At 41.4% G+C, this 20,361-nt stretch carries 25 protein-coding genes; 23 read left to right on the plus strand and 2 right to left on the minus strand.

The features are described from left to right. Nucleotides 1-145 precede the first annotated feature (145 nt). The 23 genes from L3V37_RS15645 to L3V37_RS15760 all read left to right on the plus strand — a co-directional run bounded on the left by L3V37_RS15645 (nt 146) and on the right by L3V37_RS15760 (nt 16,514). Complete coding sequence (locus tag L3V37_RS15645) at nt 146-808, plus strand: hypothetical protein (protein WP_029853294.1); 663 nt, start codon at nt 146-148, stop codon at nt 806-808. A 142-nt stretch (nt 809-950) separates the two neighbouring features. Beyond that, nucleotides 951-1,448, plus strand: coding sequence for a hypothetical protein (locus L3V37_RS15650; protein ID WP_077281663.1), 498 nt, complete (start codon nt 951-953; stop codon nt 1,446-1,448). Nucleotides 1,449-1,656: 208 nt separating this feature from the next. Continuing rightward, nucleotides 1,657-1,947, plus strand: a complete 291-nt coding sequence (locus L3V37_RS15655; RefSeq protein WP_079879636.1) for a YkgJ family cysteine cluster protein — start codon at nt 1,657-1,659, stop codon at nt 1,945-1,947. 185 nt (nt 1,948-2,132) lie between these two features. Then, entirely contained in the window at nt 2,133-2,891 is a 759-nt protein-coding gene (locus L3V37_RS15660; protein WP_237306573.1) for a hypothetical protein, read from the plus strand. A 154-nt stretch (nt 2,892-3,045) separates the two neighbouring features. Continuing rightward, nucleotides 3,046-3,597 carry a class IV adenylate cyclase gene (gene cyaB / locus L3V37_RS15665; RefSeq protein ID WP_115386074.1) on the plus strand — a complete coding sequence of 184 codons (552 nt, stop codon included), beginning with the start codon at nt 3,046-3,048 and terminating at the stop codon, nt 3,595-3,597. Nucleotides 3,598-3,703: 106 nt separating this feature from the next. Further along, complete coding sequence (locus L3V37_RS15670; RefSeq protein WP_171748329.1) at nt 3,704-4,129, plus strand: hypothetical protein; 426 nt, start codon at nt 3,704-3,706, stop codon at nt 4,127-4,129. Between the two features lie 139 nt (nt 4,130-4,268). Then, nucleotides 4,269-4,649, plus strand: coding sequence for a hypothetical protein (locus tag L3V37_RS15675; RefSeq protein WP_025539259.1), 381 nt, complete (start codon nt 4,269-4,271; stop codon nt 4,647-4,649). 151 nt (nt 4,650-4,800) lie between these two features. Continuing rightward, nucleotides 4,801-5,094: a hypothetical protein gene (locus tag L3V37_RS15680; protein WP_213973602.1), complete on the plus strand. Its 294-nt coding sequence runs from the start codon at nt 4,801-4,803 to the stop codon at nt 5,092-5,094. 171 nt (nt 5,095-5,265) lie between these two features. Beyond that, the gene (locus tag L3V37_RS15685) at nt 5,266-5,619 is read left to right on the plus strand and encodes a hypothetical protein (RefSeq protein WP_130546151.1); all 354 of its coding nucleotides are present in this window, start codon (nt 5,266-5,268) and stop codon (nt 5,617-5,619) included. A gap of 558 nt (nt 5,620-6,177) precedes the next feature. Then, nucleotides 6,178-6,579: a DUF2007 domain-containing protein gene (locus L3V37_RS15695; protein ID WP_130546150.1), complete on the plus strand. Its 402-nt coding sequence runs from the start codon at nt 6,178-6,180 to the stop codon at nt 6,577-6,579. A 143-nt stretch (nt 6,580-6,722) separates the two neighbouring features. After that, complete coding sequence (locus tag L3V37_RS15700) at nt 6,723-7,331, plus strand: pyridoxamine 5'-phosphate oxidase family protein (RefSeq protein WP_237306574.1); 609 nt, start codon at nt 6,723-6,725, stop codon at nt 7,329-7,331. Between the two features lie 141 nt (nt 7,332-7,472). Further along, the gene (locus L3V37_RS15705) at nt 7,473-7,886 is read left to right on the plus strand and encodes an RDD family protein (protein WP_130546149.1); all 414 of its coding nucleotides are present in this window, start codon (nt 7,473-7,475) and stop codon (nt 7,884-7,886) included. 143 nt (nt 7,887-8,029) lie between these two features. Continuing rightward, nucleotides 8,030-8,593: a sugar O-acetyltransferase gene (locus L3V37_RS15710; protein WP_053306980.1), complete on the plus strand. Its 564-nt coding sequence runs from the start codon at nt 8,030-8,032 to the stop codon at nt 8,591-8,593. A 253-nt stretch (nt 8,594-8,846) separates the two neighbouring features. Further along, nucleotides 8,847-9,392: a GNAT family N-acetyltransferase gene (locus tag L3V37_RS15715; RefSeq protein ID WP_130546148.1), complete on the plus strand. Its 546-nt coding sequence runs from the start codon at nt 8,847-8,849 to the stop codon at nt 9,390-9,392. A gap of 142 nt (nt 9,393-9,534) precedes the next feature. Beyond that, the gene (locus L3V37_RS15720; protein WP_054579575.1) at nt 9,535-10,176 is read left to right on the plus strand and encodes an alanyl-tRNA editing protein; all 642 of its coding nucleotides are present in this window, start codon (nt 9,535-9,537) and stop codon (nt 10,174-10,176) included. Nucleotides 10,177-10,318: 142 nt separating this feature from the next. Then, a complete protein-coding gene (locus L3V37_RS15725; RefSeq protein WP_237306575.1) occupies nt 10,319-10,606 on the plus strand; it encodes a putative quinol monooxygenase in 288 nt (95 codons plus the stop codon). A 143-nt stretch (nt 10,607-10,749) separates the two neighbouring features. After that, complete coding sequence (locus L3V37_RS15730; protein WP_033907479.1) at nt 10,750-11,046, plus strand: antibiotic biosynthesis monooxygenase; 297 nt, start codon at nt 10,750-10,752, stop codon at nt 11,044-11,046. 72 nt (nt 11,047-11,118) lie between these two features. Then, the gene (locus tag L3V37_RS15735; RefSeq protein ID WP_237306576.1) at nt 11,119-11,724 is read left to right on the plus strand and encodes a hypothetical protein; all 606 of its coding nucleotides are present in this window, start codon (nt 11,119-11,121) and stop codon (nt 11,722-11,724) included. A 97-nt stretch (nt 11,725-11,821) separates the two neighbouring features. Further along, complete coding sequence (locus tag L3V37_RS15740) at nt 11,822-12,175, plus strand: DUF1428 domain-containing protein (RefSeq protein ID WP_017821465.1); 354 nt, start codon at nt 11,822-11,824, stop codon at nt 12,173-12,175. 129 nt (nt 12,176-12,304) lie between these two features. After that, on the plus strand, nt 12,305-12,931 hold the full coding sequence (locus L3V37_RS15745; RefSeq protein WP_237306577.1) for a LysE family translocator: 627 nt from the start codon (nt 12,305-12,307) through the stop codon (nt 12,929-12,931). 327 nt (nt 12,932-13,258) lie between these two features. After that, nucleotides 13,259-13,885 (plus strand): LysE family translocator, encoded by a 627-nt coding sequence (locus L3V37_RS15750; protein WP_005377098.1) that lies wholly within the window; start codon nt 13,259-13,261, stop codon nt 13,883-13,885. A 169-nt stretch (nt 13,886-14,054) separates the two neighbouring features. Next, the gene (locus L3V37_RS15755; protein WP_005377099.1) at nt 14,055-14,519 is read left to right on the plus strand and encodes a DUF2846 domain-containing protein; all 465 of its coding nucleotides are present in this window, start codon (nt 14,055-14,057) and stop codon (nt 14,517-14,519) included. Between the two features lie 336 nt (nt 14,520-14,855). After that, nucleotides 14,856-16,514, plus strand: a complete 1,659-nt coding sequence (locus L3V37_RS15760; protein ID WP_237306578.1) for an autotransporter assembly complex family protein — start codon at nt 14,856-14,858, stop codon at nt 16,512-16,514. Between the two features lie 58 nt (nt 16,515-16,572). On the opposite strand, the gene L3V37_RS15765 is transcribed toward L3V37_RS15760, so the two are convergent. Both L3V37_RS15765 and L3V37_RS15770 read right to left on the minus strand, forming a co-directional pair. Further along, nucleotides 16,573-18,024, minus strand: coding sequence for a phospholipase D family protein (locus L3V37_RS15765; protein WP_237306579.1), 1,452 nt, complete (start codon nt 18,022-18,024; stop codon nt 16,573-16,575). 101 nt (nt 18,025-18,125) lie between these two features. Next, nucleotides 18,126-20,165: a carboxylesterase family protein gene (locus L3V37_RS15770; protein ID WP_237306580.1), complete on the minus strand. Its 2,040-nt coding sequence runs from the start codon at nt 20,163-20,165 to the stop codon at nt 18,126-18,128. Nucleotides 20,166-20,361 lie beyond the last annotated feature (196 nt).

Below are 20,361 nucleotides of genomic sequence, written 5' to 3' on the forward strand. Positions count from 1 at the left end.
GGCTAGTAAGGTGGCCATCTTTGAGAACAGTGCCCTAACAAAGCATTTAAGAGTGATTCGCAACGCTTGGCGTTTTCGCTTCGCTCAAGTAGAGCCAAGCGCTGCTCACACCTTAATGCGGCGTTAGGCATCAGGAGGTAAGTCTGTGGCATTAACACAAATTCAGGTAATTCAATCACTAGGTGAGTCGATGTCTTGGCTTGAACGCGAGTTAAATTGGGGCGTTCCTATTACTGAGCTCAGGCATTTGACAGGAAGAATTGGTGAGCTGTATTCAGCTTTGATTACCAACGGTCAAATGGCAACTGAAGTTAATCAATCGGGATATGATGTAGTCAGCGGGGACGGTGAAAGAGTCTCGGTCAAAACCACCGGACGTTTGGCTAATAATGGGCAAGTTTCATTTAATCCAAATACACTCAATAGTGTTGACCGAGTTATCGTGTTGCGGATTAACGTTGAAGAAATGCAAATCGAAACCTTGTTCGATGGAAGTGTTGAACAAGCCAAATCGCTCATGTGTACTTCTGGCTCAAAGTACACACTTGCTTTGAGCAAACTAACAAAATCTGACAGCATCGATCGAGACATTCCAAAAGTTAAAGAGGCTGTCTGGGGTAACTTAACTATTGCTGAGCGTGAGAATGGTTCAATAGAGGTTATTGAAAATGGCTCTCCTCTTGTGCCAGCTAAACCATACTTGAGGCAAGTAGCTAAAGCGCTTGGGGTCTCAATACTAAATAGCAATGGTAACTACTACAACACAAGGCAGTTAGGTAGTTTACTCATCCGTGAACTGAGTGCCTAACAAACGCTTTAAGACGGATTCGCAACGTTCGCCGGTTTTGGTTTGATTTAACTTTAGTGTTTACGGTGGAATAATTTTGTGTCGTGGTAGCGTTGCTCACCACTTAAGCGGGCGTTATGCCTTACAAGGAGGATGTAGGTTTATGGAAATACTACTGAAATTGAAGTCTTGGCAAATGTTTTTGCTAATTGTTACGCCTATGGTCTTGCCTTCGATGATTGGGGTCGTCCCTCATCTAGTCGTGTTTTTTATAACCTGGCTGTTGTGGATGTCAGTGCTTTTGGGTTGGATATACAGTGTAGGTATTAAGGCTAATAGCTTAGTTCCCGACAGTTTGAAAAAAAGCACGAGAATATTGAAGTTTTCACTCGGTATACCAATAGCTTACTCAATTGTATTTTCAGTTTTAACCCTAAGTAGTCAGAGTTTTCCTCCTTGGCTCGTACCGGTACATCTCATTTCTATGATCTGTGTTTTTTACGGAATGCTTTTCGCGGCAAAGCAAATGGTTGTTGCCATGAAACAGGAGCCTGTTGGCTTTTTCGAGTATTGTGGTCCGTTCTTTCTGTTTTGGTTTTCTCCAATTGGAGTTTGGTTCTTGCAACCAAAAATTAATAAGCTAGCTGAGGCACAGGCATAACAAGCAATTTAAGAGGGATTCTCAACGCTTGGCATTTTTGCTTCTACTTCAAATATAGCGTTTATGGCACAATGCTTTAGGTTTGGATGGAGGCGTTGTTCACCCCTTAATTGGGCGTTATGGCTCACAAGGTAAGCAATCTCAGAAATGAAGGTTGTTAGCATCAAATTTACGGTATCATGCACAATTGACTAAACTGTAGTTACTTATGCTTATACCAACTAATACACCTTCTTCCTCAAATATATCTTGCTCAAACTGCAAAGCTTGCTGCTGCCGTCTTGAAGTTATGATTATCTCTGATACTGGCGTGCCTGAAGAGTTCATCGCACGTGACCAGTATGGCGGTGAAACAATGATGCGATTAAATGATGGTTGGTGTGCGGCCTTAGATAGAGACACTCTAATGTGCACAATTTATGAAAATCGCCCTTGGATATGCCGCGAATTCGAAATGGGTTCTAATGAGTGCTTAGATGAACGTGTAAAGTTCATCTAAAACAGTCGGTTAATCTTGCAGGTCATTCGTGAGTTGTTAGCCATAACAAAGCGTTTAAGAGGGATTCTCAACGCTTGGCAGTTTTGGTTCAAAGTTTAGCTTTTGTGTTTATGGCACAATGGTTTAAGTTGGGTGGCATCGCGTTGTTCACCCCTTAACGCGGCGTTAGCCGTCAAGGAGGAAATATGGAAGTGCAGGTGATAGCATCCCTTATTGGGGTCGGAGGCATTACGTTGAGTGCGCTCCTTGGTGGTTTCGGGTACTTCTTTAAAGTGCGGGCAGAGAGCCTTAAAGTTACACGTCAAACATTGTTTTATCTATTGGAATTTCGTGCGCATACTCTGGCGTCTGCATTTGACTCTTCTGAACTGTATGATCAATATATTAAAAGGTGTGAAAAATACTTTGAGCAGAAAAAGATAGAAGGCATCGAGTTTCCTGCGGAAAACAAGCAGCTCATGCTAGCTTTTTTTTCAAAACTTGTAGAGCAAATTACTCCTCAGTTGTCATCAGATTTTATCGAGGGTTACGAAAACACCATAGTCAACCTAGCTAAAGAAAAACCGATACTGGCTTATAAGCTTCGCGGTAAAGAAGTTTCAAACAAAATGGTTACTGTGCAGAAAATCTACTTAGAACAAGTACAAAATACAGAACTATTTCGCTTGGACAATGGCATTGGTGAGTTTTTAAAGAAGCAAGTATCTGAAGTCCACAACAAGGGTTTAAGTGAAATACTCAAGGTCATTGAAGAAGACTTGTTACTTGTATCTAAAGCTTGTGGCCTTATTCATTACTTAAAAGTGAGAAGTATTGTCAAAAAGCGAATCAAGCCATCTATGAGCATGGATGAAATCAATATCGAGGAAATGTTTGACGGTATGTTTATTGCGTTTTCTAAGCATGTTTCTAAAGATGTAGAGCACGCTGAAGAAAACGGCTAACAAAGCATTTAAGAGTGATTCGCAACGCTTGGCATTTTCGCTTCGCTCAAGTATAGCCAAGCGTCGCTCACACCTTAATGCGGCGTTATGCGTACGAGCATGATTAGCTACTCTCTCTTATGGTAAAATTCGCATTTTGTTATAGGATCCCAAGATGAGCGATGAGCATTTTCAAGGTAAGTATGAGGTAGAGCTAAAGTACCGCCTTGAGTCGAAGACTAATTTCATGAATGTTTTGAAAAATATACCTCATGAAATAATGGTTGAGGACAATCTAGAATCCGATTGTTATTTTGATACTCCTGATAAATCATTGTATCAGCAGAATAAGAGTGTCTGTATTCGTACTATGAAGCCTTCGGGTATTAAGCTTTGGATTGTAAAAGGCCCTGAGGCAGACCGATGTGAAGCGACTAATATCACTGATGCAGAAAATGCTAAAAGTATGCTTGAAACTATGGGGTACGAAATTACGTTAAAGGCTACCAAAACTCGAAGTATCTATTTCGTTGGCAAGTTTCATATCACGGTTGATTCATTAGATGGTATTGGCGACTTTGCTGAGTTCGCTATCATGACAGACGATGAATCAATGCTAATTGCTTATAGGTCGGAACTTGAAGCCCTAGCTAGCAAGTTTGGGTTGACAGGTTCAGCATTGCAGAATAAATCCTATAAACAGATGTTTGAGGAAAAGTACGCATAACAAAGCATTTAAGAGTGATTCGCAACGCTTGGCATTTTCGCTTCGCTCAAGTATAGCCAAACGTCGCTCACACCTTAATGCGGCGTTATGTTTCTCAGAGGGATAAATGACACTTATCGACAAAAAGCTAAAAGATGCCACTGCATTAGCAAAAGCAGGGAATTTTGAAGCATCAATTTCGTTGCTGAAAACCGTAGTGAAGGAGATGGGAAGGGTTGGAGGTTATCCACACTCTGCGTTCTGTAAAATTATTCCTTATTTCCAAAAAGCAGGCTTGTATGATCAAGCTGAAACATACTGTATAAACGATCTATTCTCTGCAGTAGAAACAAACTGCAGAATAATGTTTAGTCAGCGAAATGAAGAAACAATCCAAGCTTTTGTTCATCTGCATAAGGCCATGATTTTCGATAAGCTAAGGCTAATTGCAAAGCGTGAGAGGCGTGCTTCTGATGAAAGTCGGTTCGTAGAGCAGCAGTCCAAGCATTATTCCATTTACGAACAGTGGTTTGAGAAAGAGAGCAAAACATAACAAGCAATTTAAGAGTGATTCAGCACGCTTGGCATTTTTGGTTTGGGTTTAGTTCAGTGTTTACGGTAGTCAAATTGAATTCTGTGGTAGCGTGCTTCACACCTTAATTGGGCGTTATGTGATAAGAGGAAGTTTCGTTATGTCTACACCACAGGGAATTTCAGAAACAGCGGTACGATCGTGGTATATGTACGTAAATGAGGTCGTTGGGACTCTAGCTTTAACATCAGCTTTTACCGCATTACAATTTAAAGAATACTCTGCTGAAGTTGCTACGTTTCTTTTGATTTACATAATGTTACTGCATTTCTCAATGGCTGCTAAACGACGAATCAGGTTTCATCAAGATAGGTTATCTCGAATGAATGGGTCACTTTCTACAACCATTGAAGCATTGTTAGGTACGCTGTTCTTATTAATTGGTATTGTTGCTTTAACTTTTGTCGCTTTGGGCTTTGATATGACATATATAAAAGGATGGTCTTTGGAAATGCTTGTATTCCATAGAAATATCACATAACAAACAATTTAAGAGTGATTCCTAACGCTTGGGATTTTTGGTTCTAAATTTGAGTATAGTGTTTACGGTGTTCTAGTTGAGTTTCGTGGTAGCGTTACTCACACCTTAATTGGGCGTTAGTTGCCAACGAGGAAAGCGCAGCTAAAACAGAATGTTTAGGTCTAATCGTTCGTGTGCTTTCTCGATTCTGCACTTCGAACTTCGGGATTTTGACTCGTGGGAATTGAGCTTCGATCTTTTCCTAGTTTGGTTTGCCATTTCAGAAGCTGGTTTACTTGTTGAAAGTCAGCTTTGTGGAATTGTTTCTCCAAAAGGTCTTTTTGGTGTTGTCAGTTCGTTTTCTACGGCGTTGCGTGTTCCAAGTGGTTTCAGTGACAAACGCTTTGAAACTGCGCCTGATTTGAGTTTTTCAAAGTACATAAAGCTAGCGTTGGCAAAGCGGTAATAAACTCCATACTTAAGCCTTGGGTTTGGCAACTAACAAAGCATTCAAGAGGGATTCACAACGCTTGGCAGTTTTGGTTTGAATTAGCTTAAGTGTTTACGGCACAATGGTTTAGGTCGGGTGATTTGCGTTGCTCACCCCTTAATGCGGCGTTAAGTGTCAGGAGATATTATGGAACTAATCAATACAGCTATAGGTGCACTTACTTTATGTGTATTGATAGCAATCTTCTTTAAACTGTCAGCAATTTTGATTCAGATGAAGAGCGATAAATTCACCTTTCTCGCTTGTGAAGAGGCGCGCATTAATCATCGAACGGAAATCTCTGAGCAGCAAGCATATTTTCTTGAGCAAATGACTCACAACATCGAGTCCCTAAAAGATGATGTCCGTGATATGAAGCATGTATCCGACGTGTTTTATGAATATAAACTACCGGATAGAAAAGAGCGTGAATTTATCGACAAAATTAGGATTGATAATGAAGTCTCCGAAGGTTTGAACAAATCACGGAACAACACTTAACAAACTGTTTAAGAGTGATTCGCAACGCGTGGCATTTTTTGCTATGCGTTGCGTTTAGTGTTTAAGGTGGTATGCGGCGACATCGGTATTGCGTTGCTCACACCTTAACAGGGCGTTAGTCGCCAGAAAAAGCTAGCAGTCAAAATCATGTTTCTAAGCTCAAAATTTGGCTGCTGATCGTTCGGTTTACTGGTTCATCGTCGTTGGTCCAAACTCATTTTCAGCTGTTTCAAATCCAAAGTTTTGTAACTGTTCTAGCGGTTGTTTTGTTTTTTGGTGGTGATAGAGCGGGGCAATCGAAAATCTGTTTTTGGTTGCAAATCTGCTCGGTGAGTTTGTTGGTTTAAAGGCTTATTTACTAGCTGAAAGGACGTTTTCTTTGGTGTGGTAAGTTCCACATGGTTTCAGTGACTTTGCTGAAAGTCCGCACTTGTAGTTTCAATAGTTGTGGTTGGGTGATTAGGTACAACAAACGGCTCAAGCTAGCATACCATACATGGCATTTCCAATTAGCGTTGCTTATGCCTTACGAGCGCGTTTTCCCACAAGGAGTAATATGTGATTGTAGTAGCAAGGTTTTCTTTTCCTCATGAAGCTCATATTGCGAGAGCAAGCCTAGATAATGTCGGAATAGAAAGTTACATCGCTGACGAGCACACGGTAAATACTCAGTGGCTTTATTCAAATGCAATAGGCGGCGTCCGTCTGATGGTGGCCGAAAGTGATGCAGAAGATGCGAAAAAAATACTTAGTAGCGATTTCTCAGAATCATTGGGAAATGAAGTTGACGTTGATGAAGAAAAAGACGTTTGCCCTAAATGTGGTAGTAAAGATCTATTTGCATTTACAAAAGGTAAACGCCCAGCTTTCTTAGTTTTTATTTTACTGGGTTTTCCACTGTTTTTTTACAAGCATGGTTATAAGTGTAAGCAGTGTGGGGAGTTTAGTGAAAAACTTTAAATCTTTAGATAACAAGGCATTAAAGAGATAACTTGTACTCGTAGTATTTTTACGATGAGTTAGGTCTAGTGTCTATACAAGAAGTCAGAGTTACTGCTTGCTTACAAGCAAAGCATTATACGATAGTGAAGGAACAACATTGAATGAGTGAAATTAAAACAATAGAGCAGTTAAAAGAAATTTACGCTGAGCCAAGTGCGAGAGCTAAAAATAAAGCGCTGCCTGTGCTGGATGTTAATGCGATTACATTAATTAATAATTGCCATTTTGCAGTTCTAAGTACCGCTGATTCACAAGGGTATATCGATCTTTCTCCTAAAGGAGGAGAGCCTGGCTTCGTAAAAGTTTTAGATGAATCAACATTGTTGCTCCCTGATAGCTCGGGGAACAATCGTATCGATAGTCTAAAAAATATCATTAGTAACCCCAAGGTAGGGTTGTTATTGATGGTAAATGGTATTGATGAAGTGCTCCGTATTAAAGGAATCGCAAGTATTCACACCGACGCCAACTTGATATCTGCTTGCCCCGATGGAAGTAAAGATCCTAAGGTTGTTATCAAAATAGTCATAGAGAGTATGTATTTTCATTGTGCGAAAGCGGTGATGAGAGGGAAACTTTGGTCTGATGACTATAAAGTAAATCGCTCAATTCTCCCTTCATTAGCTCAAATCTTTAAAGATCAACAAAAGTTAGAAAGTAAAGCGCTTAATCAAGAAGAGATGTTGAAATATTACCAATCTAGCCTTTAGAACAAGCGTGGTAATATATTGAAAAGATAGCAAAATCAGGTTCGACCGTGCTTTACGGAAGTATGGATTAGGTTTAGTGGGGATGTTACTGTCTCAATAGCGTTAGTTCACAAATAAACAATTGTTAGTCCAAATTTTAAAATGAAAAATGCAGGAAAATTTACTCTAGAAAATTACGTTTTGGCTAGTCCGGGAGTTAGGTGTGTTGGACAAATGATTGATCTTTTTGTCAGTTTTAGCATTTTTACTCTCGTTTTATGGGTCGGCTTAGAAATCGGTATTGAAAAAGAGCTTGTGCGCGCTACAGCAGTAACTGCGACTGTATCGTATTACCTTTTTTCTGATTGTTTACCAAATGGTCAAAGTGTGGGTAAAAAACTTTTGGGCATTGCAGTTATAAGTGCAAGAACGGGTAAAAAGTGCAATATTTTTCAGTCGCTCTTTCGAAATGTTATTACTCCATTCTTAGGTTTTATTGACTCAATTTTCATTCTTGGTAAAAAGAGGCAACGGCTCGGTGATAAGTTAGTGAGAACGGTGGTGGTAGTGCACTAGTTTGTTGAAAAAATTGATAGCGCTGAGGACTTGCGTTCAAGTCGGGCTTTGTTTTCGTGCTGGAGCAGCCTTGCTTAGGTGGTAGCGTTACTCACATACTTAATGTAGCGTTGTAAGAAAATTGGTATTGGAGTCCAAGTTTTATGTCAGAAAAAGAGAAAATGTTAGCAGGTGAGCTTTATGACCCAAGTGATGAAGAGTTATTAAAGTTAAGGTTGAGCGCTAGGTTACTAACTGAAAAATTGAATGCTACCTCTGTTGAGCATAAACAAAAGCGAGTTGAAATAACTAAGCACTTGTTCGGCACAACAGGTGACGATATTCATGTTGAATCTTCTTTCAATTGCGACTACGGATCCAACATTCACGTTGGAGATAATTTCTACGCTAATTTTGGTTGTGTGATTTTGGATGTTGCGGAAGTTAAGTTTGGTGATAACTGTTTACTTGGGCCTCAAGTTGGCATTTATACTGCGACTCATCCCTTAGATCCTATCGAGAGGAACAGTGGTTTAGAGCTAGCAAAGCCCATAAACATTGGTGACAATTGTTGGATAGGTGGCCATGCCGTAATCAACCCTGGCGTAACACTTGGGAACAACGTGGTGGTAGCCTCTGGCGCAGTCGTTACAAAGAGTTTTGGAGACAATGTCGTTGTTGGTGGTAACCCAGCCAGAGTACTGAAGGAAATCGTCACTAAGCGATAATAAAGTATATGGACTATTTTGAGCCTGAGTTTAGGACTTATGATCAACTCACCCCAAGCTTTGATGCGTTCAGCGGTTACTTGTTGACGCACTTGAATGTCTAAAATTTGCTTCAATATAGAGTCGTTACACGTGGCGCTTTTACCCTGAGTTGAGCTTGTTTAAAAGTCTCATACGAAATCATTTGTATTACGTGTCTCACACTTTTATTGGATTTTCGTCACCAATAACGAACCAAAAGGCTGACTCCTAAATGTTAGTAACAAAGATTGAAACGGAACGATTAATTCTAAGAGAGCTAGTTGAAGATGATGCAAGCGAATTGTTTGACATCTTCTCAGACCATGAGGTCATGAAATATTGGAACACTGGCCCTTGGGTTTCAATTGAAGAAGCGCGGACATTTATAGCCAAGAGTACACAGGCCATGAATAGTAATACAGAAGTGACACTAGGCATCTTCCTAAAGAGCAATGGCCAACTTCTGGGTAAGATAATGCTGTTTAATCACGTGAAAGAGTCTAGGCGCGCAGAAATTGGCTTTGGCGTGAGTCGTAATTTCTGGGGTAAAGGCATTGTATTAGAGGCGGGAAATGCATTAATCGAACACGCATTCAAAACACTGAATCTACGTCGAATCGAGGCTGAGATAGATCCAGACAATACTTCTTCAGGTAAAGTCTTGGAACGGTTAGGTTTTATAAAGGAAGGTTTCCTAAGGCAGCGTTGGGAAGTGAATGGAGTAGTCTCAGATTCAGCAATTTACGGGTTGTTAGCTAAACCCCTGGACAGCGTTTAGTACCCGGCCTTAAAAGCATCTAATAGATCTAGCCTGCTCGCACTCGATACACAACCTTACACTTGACGGCGAGGTTTCTTGAATTGACTTGGTGGTCACTGAATGTACTATCAAGGATAGGACTTACTGCAAGGATAGCAGCATGAGCGAGAAATTATTTTGGGTTAATCCCTACCAAACAGAACTTAACTCAAGAGTGACCAATGTAGACGGAAATAAGGTTGAATTGGACCAGACTATCTTCTTTGCAGAGTCTGGAGGCCAAGAGAGTGATAAAGGAACGATTAATGGTATTCCGGTTTTGATTGCTCAAAAGCTAGGTGTTCGACTTATTTACACATTGGAATCCTCTCCAAATTTTACTCTTGGTGACATTGTAACTACGAATATTGATTGGAAGCGTAGATACGCCTTAATGAAGCTACACTTTGCGGCTGAAGTGGTGCTTGAGATGTTTTATCAGCGTCGGGAAGGCATTGTTAAGATAGGTGCGCATATTTCTGAAAATAAGAGTCGCATAGATTTCGAGTGGTCTGAAAGTATTGGCCCGCTATTGAAAGAAATTGAAACTGATGTGCAAGCTTTGATTAACTCTGATTCAGTTATTATTAGTGACTTTTCCGATCAAGAGAGTGAAAGAAGGTATTGGAGAGTGGATGGGTTTGCGCAAGTGCCTTGCGGTGGCACTCACTTAAAGCGCACATCAGAAGTCGGCCAAATTCAATTAAAACGCAAGAACATCGGTAAAGACAAAGAAAGGGTAGAGATAACCTTATGCTCGTAGGTCGATAGGGCATTAGAAATAGATTCCTAACACGTGGCATTTAATTCATGGTGAGATTCACATTTGAGATATGATGGTTGAGATTGAGGGCGTGTTGGCTACTTCTTAACAAAACGCTACACGATAGGGGCGGGAGGATGATATGTCGAAAGTTACATTGAAAGGCTTTATTTTAGTTCCGGAAAAGGATCTAGAATTAGTAAAACATGAGTTAATAATTCACAAAAGGCTCACGTTAGAAGAGCCGGGCTGCCTTAGTTTTCTTGTGACTCAAAGCTCGACTAATCCGTTTCGTTTTGATGTCTATGAGGAGTTCGTCGACAAAGCCTCTTTTAAACAACATCAGGAAAGAGTTCAAGCCTCACATTGGGGAAAAGTAACAGCCAATGTTAAACGGCAATACGAAATCTTTGAATGTGTGCATGACTAATCGAATCGGAGTGATTTAGAGCGTTTACACTTTGCTTTTCATGTTGCTCTACGCTCTACTATGTTGCTTTATTCAGCTATTCACCTGGCTTAGTGTTCTTAATACTTTGCCGTATTAAATCTAGAAATTTTAATGGAAGTGTTATGTTTAGAGTTGTGTATGAATGGCGTGTGCCAAGTGAAAAAATGGATGAGTTTCAAAATATATGGCGTTCGACGACAGATTCAATTCATCAGTCAGTAGAAGGGGCGCTTGGTAGTTTTATGCTTCGTTCTTACGATGTACCGGAAAAGGTTTTAACTATTGCCAAGTGGCGAACACGTGAAGACTGGGAGCGGTTTTGGGGAACTAGTAACCCAGAAAAAATGAAGAAGATGAGTGAAATTGCAGAGCGTATTTCAGTTGAACCATTCGATGAAATTGAAGATAGAACTAAGTAGGGCAATAGAGTGATACCTAATGAACAGTTTGGCGGACAATATGAAAGACAACCTTAACCAAGGAATAGGGTTATGCAGATTTTAATCGTTGGAGGTAGTAAGGGTCTAGGAAGGTTCTTGGCTACGAACTTACAGGGTACAGAAATTTATGCGATTTCTAGATCAAAGCTAGTTGAGGAGGGAGTCGCTTCTGTTTGTATTGACGTTGATCCCGGTAAAAAGCCAGATTATACGTGCTTCAAAGGTGTAGAGTTTGACATCATAGTTTATTTGGCGTCGATGTGGGGAGAGTCTTCAGAATTGACAACAAACGAACTGATTGAGTTTATGAATATTGGCCCGATTGGGTTTCTTAATCTAGTCAATGAACTTAACGCTTTAGGTTCACTTAACGATAAATGCAATATTGTATCTATTGGCTCTACAGCAGAGCTTTCAGAAAGTAGTGAATACCCTGCATTCGCCCTCAGTAAAAGATTACTCAAAGATATTTCTAGCCAGCTGCAAAACGTTTATCGTGATTACCGCTTTACTCACTTTACAATAGGTGGGATCGGGCATGCTGAAGAGGAACGTATTGAGTATTCGAGTGTTTTGGAGATTATAAATATGCTAACCAAGCTTGATCCAAACACATACCTTTCAAATATGCATATAAAGTCCAAGCTAGGAATGTAGCTCTCAAGCTGTATTACGTACCTGCTTCTATGGTTTGGCATCATGTGCATTCTTTTTATTGAGCTATGGTTATAACTCCAATGAAAGGAGTTTACTTATGTCATACATTGATGGGTTTGTCGCTGCAGTACCGACAGCGAATAAAGAAAAGTATATCGCACACGCAAAAATAGCAGCAGAAATGTTCAGGGAGTTTGGGGCCTTAAAGGTTGTTGAGACGTGGGGGAGTGAAGTACCAGATGGTGAGATCACATCATTTCCCATGGCAGTTAACGCTGAGAGCAACGAAACCGTTGTGTTTTCGTGGGTAGTCTGGCCTTCAAAAGAAGTTCGGGACTCAGGGTGGCAGCGGATCATGGGTGATCCTCGAATGAGTCCAGATAATAACCCAATGCCCTTTGATGGAAAGCGTCTCATTTATGGCGGATTTGATGTTATTTTGGAGCAGTAAAATACCAAAGAATCTCAACTCGATTCGTGACACTTGGTGTTTTAATCAGTATTACGCTTCTGATGTACGTTCAATAGAGTATTCCGCGATAAGTGTTGATAAAACTCCATTTGGAGGCTTAGAGTAAAAATGGAAGAGATAAATTATTCACTGATTGTCGTATCAGCTATCGCTGCCATAGCTAGCCCCGGACCTGCAACTCTTGCGATAGCAGGCACGTCAATGAACCACGGTCGGTGCTTTGGAGGGTATTTGGCTGCAGGTGTTTTAACGGGGTCTTTATTTTGGTCAACCTCAGCCGCTTTTGGTCTCGCAACCATACTCTATAGCAATGTTTGGCTTTTTGAAATTCTTAGATATTGTGGGGCATTTTATCTTTTATATTTGGCTTTAAAGTCCGTACATTCTGCCTGCAACATCGAGCAGCTAAAGTTACCCAAAACATACGTAACGACAAAGAAGGGTAACTACTTAACCGGAGTGTTAATTCACTTAACTAACCCAAAGGCTATTCTGTTTTTCGGTGCGCTTTATTCGATAGGGGTTCCTCCTAAGGCCAGTCTGTTGGAATTGTTGTCGGTCATTTTTGTTGTGGGGCTGGTTAGTGCTTTGGTTTTCTTTGGCTATGCTTTTCTTTTCGCGCATAAAAAGGTCAGACAAACCTATCTCAGATCCAAAGCAGTTTTTGAAGGCGTGTTCGCGTTATTTTTTGGTGTAGCAAGTATTAAGTTGCTGCTTAGTGAGGCGGGAAAATGAAGCACAAAAGGCTTGAAGAAATAAGAATAGATAATCTATCTGATTTGACGGTCTATTAAGTATACTAAGTAGCCGATTTGTTAACTTCCATAAGAGCTGCTGGCTAGAAAAAGCTTACAACCAAATGATGCTAAATATTATCATTCAAAGGGCTAACAAAGGCCCATAATTTAATTCGTATCACTGTTCATGATTGTGCTCTTCGTGCAGTGCTGTAGTATTAGTAACGTGTTGTTAATACTAAATATAACCAATTGAAACCTGGACGTTGCATTACTTGTAGTTCGATGAAATGTTATCCCGCAAGACGTTAATTTGGAGAAAAGAATGGATTCAAACTCACTATTATTATTTGTTGTCGCTTGTCTCGCTATCAACATGATTCCTGGACCTGATGTAATTTATATTGTTTCCAATACAATGAAAGGTAAATTATCTGCTGGGCTGAAAGCGGCTCTGGGGCTTGGTGTTGGTTACTTTTTTCATACACTAGCGGCATGTTTAGGTTTGTCAGCAATAATTCTGAGTTCATCTTTGGCTTTTAGCGTTGTTAAATGGTTAGGGGCCGCTTACCTAGTTTATTTAGGTGTTCAGTCATTACTGTCCATGTGGCGTGGAGAAAGTAAAATCGTTGAAAACAAAAATGTTGATAATAATAAAAATGTGTTTGTTCAGGGAGTTATCGTCAGCGTCTTGAATCCAAAAGTAGCGCTATTCTTCCTATCATTTCTGCCTCAATTTATTGATACGTCTGCAAGCTCAACATCAATGCAATTATTAGTACTTGGCTTGCTGTTCAGCGTACTTGCGACGACATGTAACGTTTTGTACGCATCTGTGGGTAATTGGGTATTTAGTCGTCCACACTCTCAGCGTTATTCAAGAACTCTTGAAGGTGTTTCAGGTATTCTACTTATCAGTCTAGCGAGTAAAGTGGCATTTAGTGATCGTTAGATACAGGGCATTTTATTCTCGTGATTATTATATGGCTAATGTTTGCTCAATCCATACGTTAAATGAGTGCTATTGCATAGGTTGAATCACAAATTTCAAAAATACCAATAAGTGAACGTATTTATTTATAGTATGGTTGGCGCGATTTTATCGTAGCTAGGTTAATAACATGAAAAATAAAGTAATTCTGTGTTCCGCATTCCTTTTGGGTTTGTCAGGTTGTGCTTCTGTTCCTACTGTTGATTCGACAGTATCAAATCAAATGAAATCATTTGAAGCACCTCAAAAGGGGAACGCAGGGATTTACATTTATCGAGAAGATGCTTTTGTCGGAGCAGCGCTTAAAAAGTATGTTTACGTCGATGGGGAATGTATTGGTGAAACCGCTCCTGGTGTATTCTTCTACCATGAGGTCGAAGGCAATAAAGAACATCAAGTAAGTACAGAGTCTGAGTTTTCTGAAAATCACTTAACTATCTTAACGGAAGAGGGCCGTAATTATTTCGTTAATCAATACATTAAAATGGGTGTATTTGTTGGTGGTGCGGGCGTAGAACTCGTAGACGAAAGCAAAGGTAAAGCAGAAGTACTAAAAGTCGACATGGCAGAAAAAGGAAACTGTTCTTCGATCTAGTTTTACAAACAGACCGCTTTTTAGATTAAAAAACACATTATCAATGTAACCCAGCGCTTGATGAGATCCATTCAGCGTTGGGTTTTGTATTTTTGGCAAACAGTATACCTATTTCAGACCGCATGATTTGCCACCTCCTAGCTTGAGCCAATTTATCGTTCAAAGTATCTACTTGTGAAACGTGAATTTTCGAGAGGATTTCGTAGGGAGCAATCCTACAAACGCGATTAACTGATATGCCATTCCATCATTAACCTTGTCGAGTGTATTGCTAAACTAGGTAGCGGTGTGTCTCCTCTCATTAAACAAATAATAGGTATATCAGTTTTAGCTTCTATGCCTTTACATCATGCACTCGGAGCGCAATTTAAAATCAAAGGGCTAACATCAATATTAGAGAAAAATCTTGAAAGTCACCTTACACCACTAACGAAACTCTCTGTTTCAAACATTACCTCAAATCGACTAACGCAGATGGTTAATAATGCGTTAAACCCTTATGGCTACTATCATTCCGAGCTCAATGTTCAGAGATCAGAGAATGATCTCATCGTGCTTGAGGTTGACGCGGGGGAGGTGATGTTGGTCAAAAAATCTAATATTGCTGTGTCGGGAGAGGCCAGTAACGATCAGGATTTCATCGAACTAATCAATCAAGCTCAACTTAAGCAAGGGCAGCCGTTGCTTCATTCTGAGTACGATACGCTAAAGCGAAACTTGATTTCATTGGCTCAGCAAAAAGGTTATTTAGATGGACGTTTTATCGAATCGTCTTTGGAAGTCATTCCAAGTTTGAATGAAGCCCATGTGAATCTGCAGTTCTCTAGTGGTTCTCGCTACCAATTTGGAGAGCTGTCTGTTCTTACGTCGGGTATCGAAACGGCTCGAATAGAAGCGATGAGAACATTTGAGCGGGGCGACGATTTTGATACTTTGAAATTGAGTCAATATCAGGCCGATCTCTCCAGTACTGATTGGTTTCGCAGTGTGATTGTGAAAGCGGATTTCGAGGAGATATCCGATGGTCATAAGGTGCCGATAGAAGTGCTCGCAGAGCCGAATTCACGCAATATTGTGCAAGTCGGTGGAGGGTATTCGACAGACTTGGGATTACGCGCTTCGCTAAACTGGACCAAGCCTTGGTATAACGCACGTGGACACAGTTTTGAGGCACAAGCGTACGCTTCCAAACCGGAACAATCGCTATTACTAGGTTATAAAATTCCCACCAAAAATGTTCTAACGGATTACTACGGGATTCAGTTTGAATCTAAGCATGTCGACTATCGAGACACATCGAGTTTTTCTAATGATTTATCGTTTGAAAAACACTGGCAGTTAGACAGTGATTGGCAAAGCACCATGCACGTTCGTTATTTGCAAGAAAGTTATCGACAAGCGTCGGAGAATGACGAATCACAGTTGTTATTACCGGGGGTGACATTTTCACTGCTTGATCGCAAGAACGATCAATTAGAAGTAAAGCACCGTCACGTTTACTCATTGGAATACTCAGACCCTAATTTTTTCTCCGATTCTCGTTTGCTGCGTATTGAGGGCAATAGTGTTCTGTCATGGGATATTAGTGAAAAACACAAGTTTCACTTTCGTTCTAATGTCGGTATTAATGTCGCTGACACTTTGAGCGATATTCCATCCTCGTTACGCTTCTTTGCGGGAGGTGATGGCAATCTTCGTGGTTATGGTTATGAGTCTATCTCTCCTAGAGATGAAAATGGCGATTTAACGGGTGCCCGTTACATGTTTACTGCTGGGCTGGAATATCAATATCAGGTCTACCGCCAATTGTGGCTTGGGGCATTTTATGATGTTGGTGATGCCTTCAACGATAAGGTGGATTGGAAAAGTGGTACAGGCTTGAGTTTGATATGGAATTCAAAATACGTGCCCGTCAAAGTGGACTTTGCTTATGGTTTAGATGCTCCTCAAGGAGACCAATTCCGCGTTCACTTTTCGCTCGGAACGCAGTTTTAGCGGGCATTAAAAAGGCTCTCATCCTTGCAGATAGAGAACCTTTTTAAGCCTTGATTGTTTAGAGTTCGAACTCACCATTCAGTTTCTTGAATATCCAGTTAGGTGCCTTATGCCATCCACCATAGTTTGGATTCTTAGTATGGATCTCATTCATTGATTGCCACCGAGTTTGGCCTTGTCCATCTCGAGATACTCGCCAAAACAGTTCATCTTGTTGTCGAGTTAAGTAGTGCATGACATGTTCTGCAAAGGCTTCGCTTTGGACCAACACACCAAATTCCACATTAAGGAAATCCGATCTTGGGTCGAAGTTTGATGAGCCGATATAAGTCAGCCGATCATCGAGTATCACCGTCTTGTTGTGATAATAAGTATCCGCATGGAAGTAATGGTCATCATTGTTCGCTTGGTTTTTGTACTCAAGTATATGAACGCCCTTATCTAACAGGGTTTGGCGATGCTCCTCGTAATAAGCCGGAATAAAGCCAGAATCATTAGAGGCAGACGAGTTCGTCATTAACGTGATGTCCGCTTTTTGCTCCATCAAGGTATCAATAAAGGCAAATTCACCATCACTCGGTACCACATAAGGCGTTGATATCACTGCTTTGGATGCAGTGGTTATTTGTTGCCAAACTTGGTGTTCTGCACGTTTTCTAAAGTAGGGTTTGTTGTTTTCTAACTTGTTTAATGAGTCGAAAACGGGGGTGACTTGCGCAGCAATGAAGTCGGGACTGATCAGTTGTTTTACCTGTTTTTCAACTTCAGCCAGAATGATGCTTTTGTCTTTCTCTTCTTTATTAAGCGCTTTAGTAAACGCGGAATAGTTTGGGGTAACGTTAACGATGTTTTCTATTGGCGTAACATGCTCGCTGTCCCAAAGCTGTTGGTAGTTTTTGTCGAATGCTCGAATAATGCTGCCTTTGAACAAGACATCCATATCAAAGAAGTTGGCTTTGCGGCTGTAACCAAAATAGTCGTCGCCAATGTTACGTCCACCTAGAATCATCCATTGATGGTCGACGTTGAAGTACTTCTCGTGCAGACGATTGTCCAAACGTTGTTGATGAGTAGAGAAGTTGACGGCGCGACCAATCCAGCCTGACTTACGTGAATCAAACGGATTGAATAAACGGATTTGAATGTTGTTGTGAACACTGAGATCGGCAAGCCATTTCTCGTTAAACACCAATAAATCATCGAGAGTGAGTCGAACTTGCACGCCTCGATCTGCTGCTTGTTTGAGTTCATTGAGTAGCATCAAACCAAGCGTGTCACTCTCCCAAGAAAAGTAAGTCATATCGATGCTTTGCTGAGCGTTTCTTACCAGTTCAACACGACGAGCAAAGGCTTCTGGAGCGGTAGGAATTAAGTAAACTTCGGCTTGATGCTGAGTAGTTTGCCAATTGGCTTCAAAATCCGGTTCAACTTGAGGGTAGGGCTGGGCACAGCCAACCAACAGCGCGCCGAAGATAAAGAGTAGCAGAGCACGAATGGCGTTAGGAAACATGAGTAAACCTTCCTAATTATGTTCAAGGAATAAGGATGAAAAAAGCCAGCGAACTGGCTTTTAGGTATTCGGTAACGAGTTTTTAGTGACTGAAGATAACGTTACATGTGACTCAGAATCAGCCCAAGTTCCTCGAGACCATTGAGGCGACCTTGGCGCAGTTTTGGATCTATGCCTGAGTGATGAGCATTGTCCCAGTCTTGCGTGGATTGAATACCGCCATCGTTATCGATCAGCAGTACTCGATCAGTCGCGCTGTTGTATTGGAAGTCTTCAAATAAACGCTCGCTAAACCACATACGAGAGAGCTCGTTCATCATCGCTTTGTCTTTGCTACCTGGGCGAACACTTGAACCATCAAGCTTTAATGCCTTATTAAACACAAATGGTAATTCCGATGCATTACAAGCGCCCACAATACAACTGATGCTTTTGAGTAAATCACCCACGTCGAGATCGCCATTTTCACCTTTTGTGTTGTAAGTCCATACGTTGAATCCAGGTTTGTAGTCAAAGTAGTAGAAGCTTGGCGTCGCTCCTGTTGCTTCTTCAATTGAAGCTTTATGACGGTTTGGACCCGTGAAGAGCAAATCATGCAACGTGGTTTTGAATTGCTGCATGTTTTTGGCCGCGCCATTCAGTTCGCTTTCATCGTTAGGGAAGAAGTCAGCCAGAGCAAGTAACTCCGTGGTTGAATCGGAGTTCCCCAAACCGAAGAACAACTTGGTCATCGCTTCATAAGCGGTGCTAGGCAGCAGTTCCAATAAGTCAGAAAGATCGAGTTCAATCGAAGCTGAATCGTCGAGTAATGAACGATATTCAGCGCGTAAACGGTTCAAGTTCGTTTCCGATTCTAGCCACTCCACCATGTATTCGACGATTAAGTTTTCATCACCACTGTCAATGATTTCTGGTGCTTCTTGGCTCAAGATTTCAATAATAGCTGGGATCAAAAATGTCAGGCTCGGCAGCATGCCCAGAGTATTGCTTTCTGCACTGTTTGAGCCAATTACCGTCGGTACGATCCATTCACTCTCAATGGCTTGTTTAGTAAAGTGATAGCCCGGTACTTCTTTCACTAGAAACGCTGGTGGGCGATGCTCGATGTAAGGCGCAAATGGCATCAACGTAGCTAATGGGCTGTTGTCGCGTGTTGGACTGATAACCGGAATATTCGCGGCGGTCAGTACCCAGTTCTTAAGACGTTGAATAGGATCAAGCATCTCGCTCTGTACCTTCATGACCTCTTCCAGTGGTAGTAACGCAAGATCTTCAACGCTTTGTTCTGGCCTTTGGCTCTTGGCAACATCGTAACTTTTATATTCAAAGCCGTAAGCGTTGCTTTGCATGATGGCACGCTGAAAGTGCTCACCTGCGATTGCAGCATCGCCTTTTGATTGCTGTAAAATTCCCACAGACATGGCACCCGCACCTTGACCCATGAGTGTCACGTTTTGCGGATTGCCGCCGAATGCCTCTATGTTTTGTTGAACCCATTCAAGCGCGTGTTTTTGATCACCTAAGCCAAAATTACCGCCTTCAGGGTTGTCCAAACCATCGACCCAAACACTGCCCAACAAGCCCAAACGATAGTTAAAAGTAACAGTAATAAACGGGTTACCATCGTCAGCACCTTGTGCAACCACCATATTACCATGAATCAGCGGTTCTGAGCCCGCGCCGTATTCAAAGTCTCCACCGTGAATAAAGACATACACTGGCAAATCTGCGTACGCTTCTGTCCCTGCTGGTCGCCAAATGTTTAGGTTCAAACAATCTTCTGATTGCGTTTGTGCCGTGGTTTTTAACTGCGGGCACGCATCACCGAACTGAGTCGCATCAATATCGCCTTCAAGTGGGACCGCAATGCTGTGCTGAAAGCGGTCTGCTTGCGCAAATTGGATACCTTTGAACGCCTCTACCGCTGCCAGCTTTTCATCCGCATCAAGAGGCGTGATGACAAGGGACTCTTTGGTCGCTTGAATGGTTGCATCGCCAATTTCCAAAGCGATTTGCTCTGGTGGTAAGGGTTGTAGTGGCTTCGGGCCGTTAGGAACGCTAGGTTTACCAGAGTCATCACTGCAAGCTGCTAAGGCAAGAGTGATGGTAATGGCTAAAGTTGAGCGATTGAGTAAAGTCATTGTTATGTCCAAAAAGTCATTTGGTGCGTACACCGAAAATGTTAAACGGCATCTAACAAGCGACGTCCTGACGCTTTGGCATTAATCCGTGAATGGTTGGATGGCTTGTTGTATTGATGGCTCAAATGGTAGGACATCGGCGACAGTTTCAGTAATCGCCTTTGTAGGATGCAGTCCTACCATCGTCTAGGGGCCG

Source organism: Vibrio sp. D54, assembly GCF_021728075.1.
Classification (GTDB): Bacteria; Pseudomonadota; Gammaproteobacteria; order Enterobacterales; family Vibrionaceae; genus Vibrio; species Vibrio alginolyticus.

What these genes read in the sequence shown, in the direction of transcription:
- L3V37_RS15650 (WP_077281663.1), top strand. Translation starts at nt 951, where the DNA reads ATGGAAATACTACTGAAATTGAAGTCTTGGCAAATGTTTTTGCTAATT.
- L3V37_RS15655 (WP_079879636.1), top strand. Translation starts at nt 1,657, where the DNA reads ATGCTTATACCAACTAATACACCTTCTTCCTCAAATATATCTTGCTCA.
- L3V37_RS15660 (WP_237306573.1), top strand. Translation starts at nt 2,133, where the DNA reads ATGGAAGTGCAGGTGATAGCATCCCTTATTGGGGTCGGAGGCATTACG.
- cyaB (WP_115386074.1), top strand. Translation starts at nt 3,046, where the DNA reads ATGAGCGATGAGCATTTTCAAGGTAAGTATGAGGTAGAGCTAAAGTAC.
- L3V37_RS15670 (WP_171748329.1), top strand. Translation starts at nt 3,704, where the DNA reads ATGACACTTATCGACAAAAAGCTAAAAGATGCCACTGCATTAGCAAAA.
- L3V37_RS15675 (WP_025539259.1), top strand. Translation starts at nt 4,269, where the DNA reads ATGTCTACACCACAGGGAATTTCAGAAACAGCGGTACGATCGTGGTAT.
- L3V37_RS15680 (WP_213973602.1), top strand. Translation starts at nt 4,801, where the DNA reads ATGTTTAGGTCTAATCGTTCGTGTGCTTTCTCGATTCTGCACTTCGAA.
- L3V37_RS15685 (WP_130546151.1), top strand. Translation starts at nt 5,266, where the DNA reads ATGGAACTAATCAATACAGCTATAGGTGCACTTACTTTATGTGTATTG.
- L3V37_RS15700 (WP_237306574.1), top strand. Translation starts at nt 6,723, where the DNA reads ATGAGTGAAATTAAAACAATAGAGCAGTTAAAAGAAATTTACGCTGAG.
- L3V37_RS15705 (WP_130546149.1), top strand. Translation starts at nt 7,473, where the DNA reads ATGAAAAATGCAGGAAAATTTACTCTAGAAAATTACGTTTTGGCTAGT.
- L3V37_RS15710 (WP_053306980.1), top strand. Translation starts at nt 8,030, where the DNA reads ATGTCAGAAAAAGAGAAAATGTTAGCAGGTGAGCTTTATGACCCAAGT.
- L3V37_RS15715 (WP_130546148.1), top strand. Translation starts at nt 8,847, where the DNA reads ATGTTAGTAACAAAGATTGAAACGGAACGATTAATTCTAAGAGAGCTA.
- L3V37_RS15720 (WP_054579575.1), top strand. Translation starts at nt 9,535, where the DNA reads ATGAGCGAGAAATTATTTTGGGTTAATCCCTACCAAACAGAACTTAAC.
- L3V37_RS15725 (WP_237306575.1), top strand. Translation starts at nt 10,319, where the DNA reads ATGTCGAAAGTTACATTGAAAGGCTTTATTTTAGTTCCGGAAAAGGAT.
- L3V37_RS15730 (WP_033907479.1), top strand. Translation starts at nt 10,750, where the DNA reads ATGTTTAGAGTTGTGTATGAATGGCGTGTGCCAAGTGAAAAAATGGAT.
- L3V37_RS15735 (WP_237306576.1), top strand. Translation starts at nt 11,119, where the DNA reads ATGCAGATTTTAATCGTTGGAGGTAGTAAGGGTCTAGGAAGGTTCTTG.
- L3V37_RS15740 (WP_017821465.1), top strand. Translation starts at nt 11,822, where the DNA reads ATGTCATACATTGATGGGTTTGTCGCTGCAGTACCGACAGCGAATAAA.
- L3V37_RS15745 (WP_237306577.1), top strand. Translation starts at nt 12,305, where the DNA reads ATGGAAGAGATAAATTATTCACTGATTGTCGTATCAGCTATCGCTGCC.
- L3V37_RS15750 (WP_005377098.1), top strand. Translation starts at nt 13,259, where the DNA reads ATGGATTCAAACTCACTATTATTATTTGTTGTCGCTTGTCTCGCTATC.
- L3V37_RS15755 (WP_005377099.1), top strand. Translation starts at nt 14,055, where the DNA reads ATGAAAAATAAAGTAATTCTGTGTTCCGCATTCCTTTTGGGTTTGTCA.
- L3V37_RS15760 (WP_237306578.1), top strand. Translation starts at nt 14,856, where the DNA reads ATGCCTTTACATCATGCACTCGGAGCGCAATTTAAAATCAAAGGGCTA.
- L3V37_RS15765 (WP_237306579.1), bottom strand. Translation starts at nt 18,024, where the DNA reads ATGTTTCCTAACGCCATTCGTGCTCTGCTACTCTTTATCTTCGGCGCG.
- L3V37_RS15770 (WP_237306580.1), bottom strand. Translation starts at nt 20,165, where the DNA reads ATGACTTTACTCAATCGCTCAACTTTAGCCATTACCATCACTCTTGCC.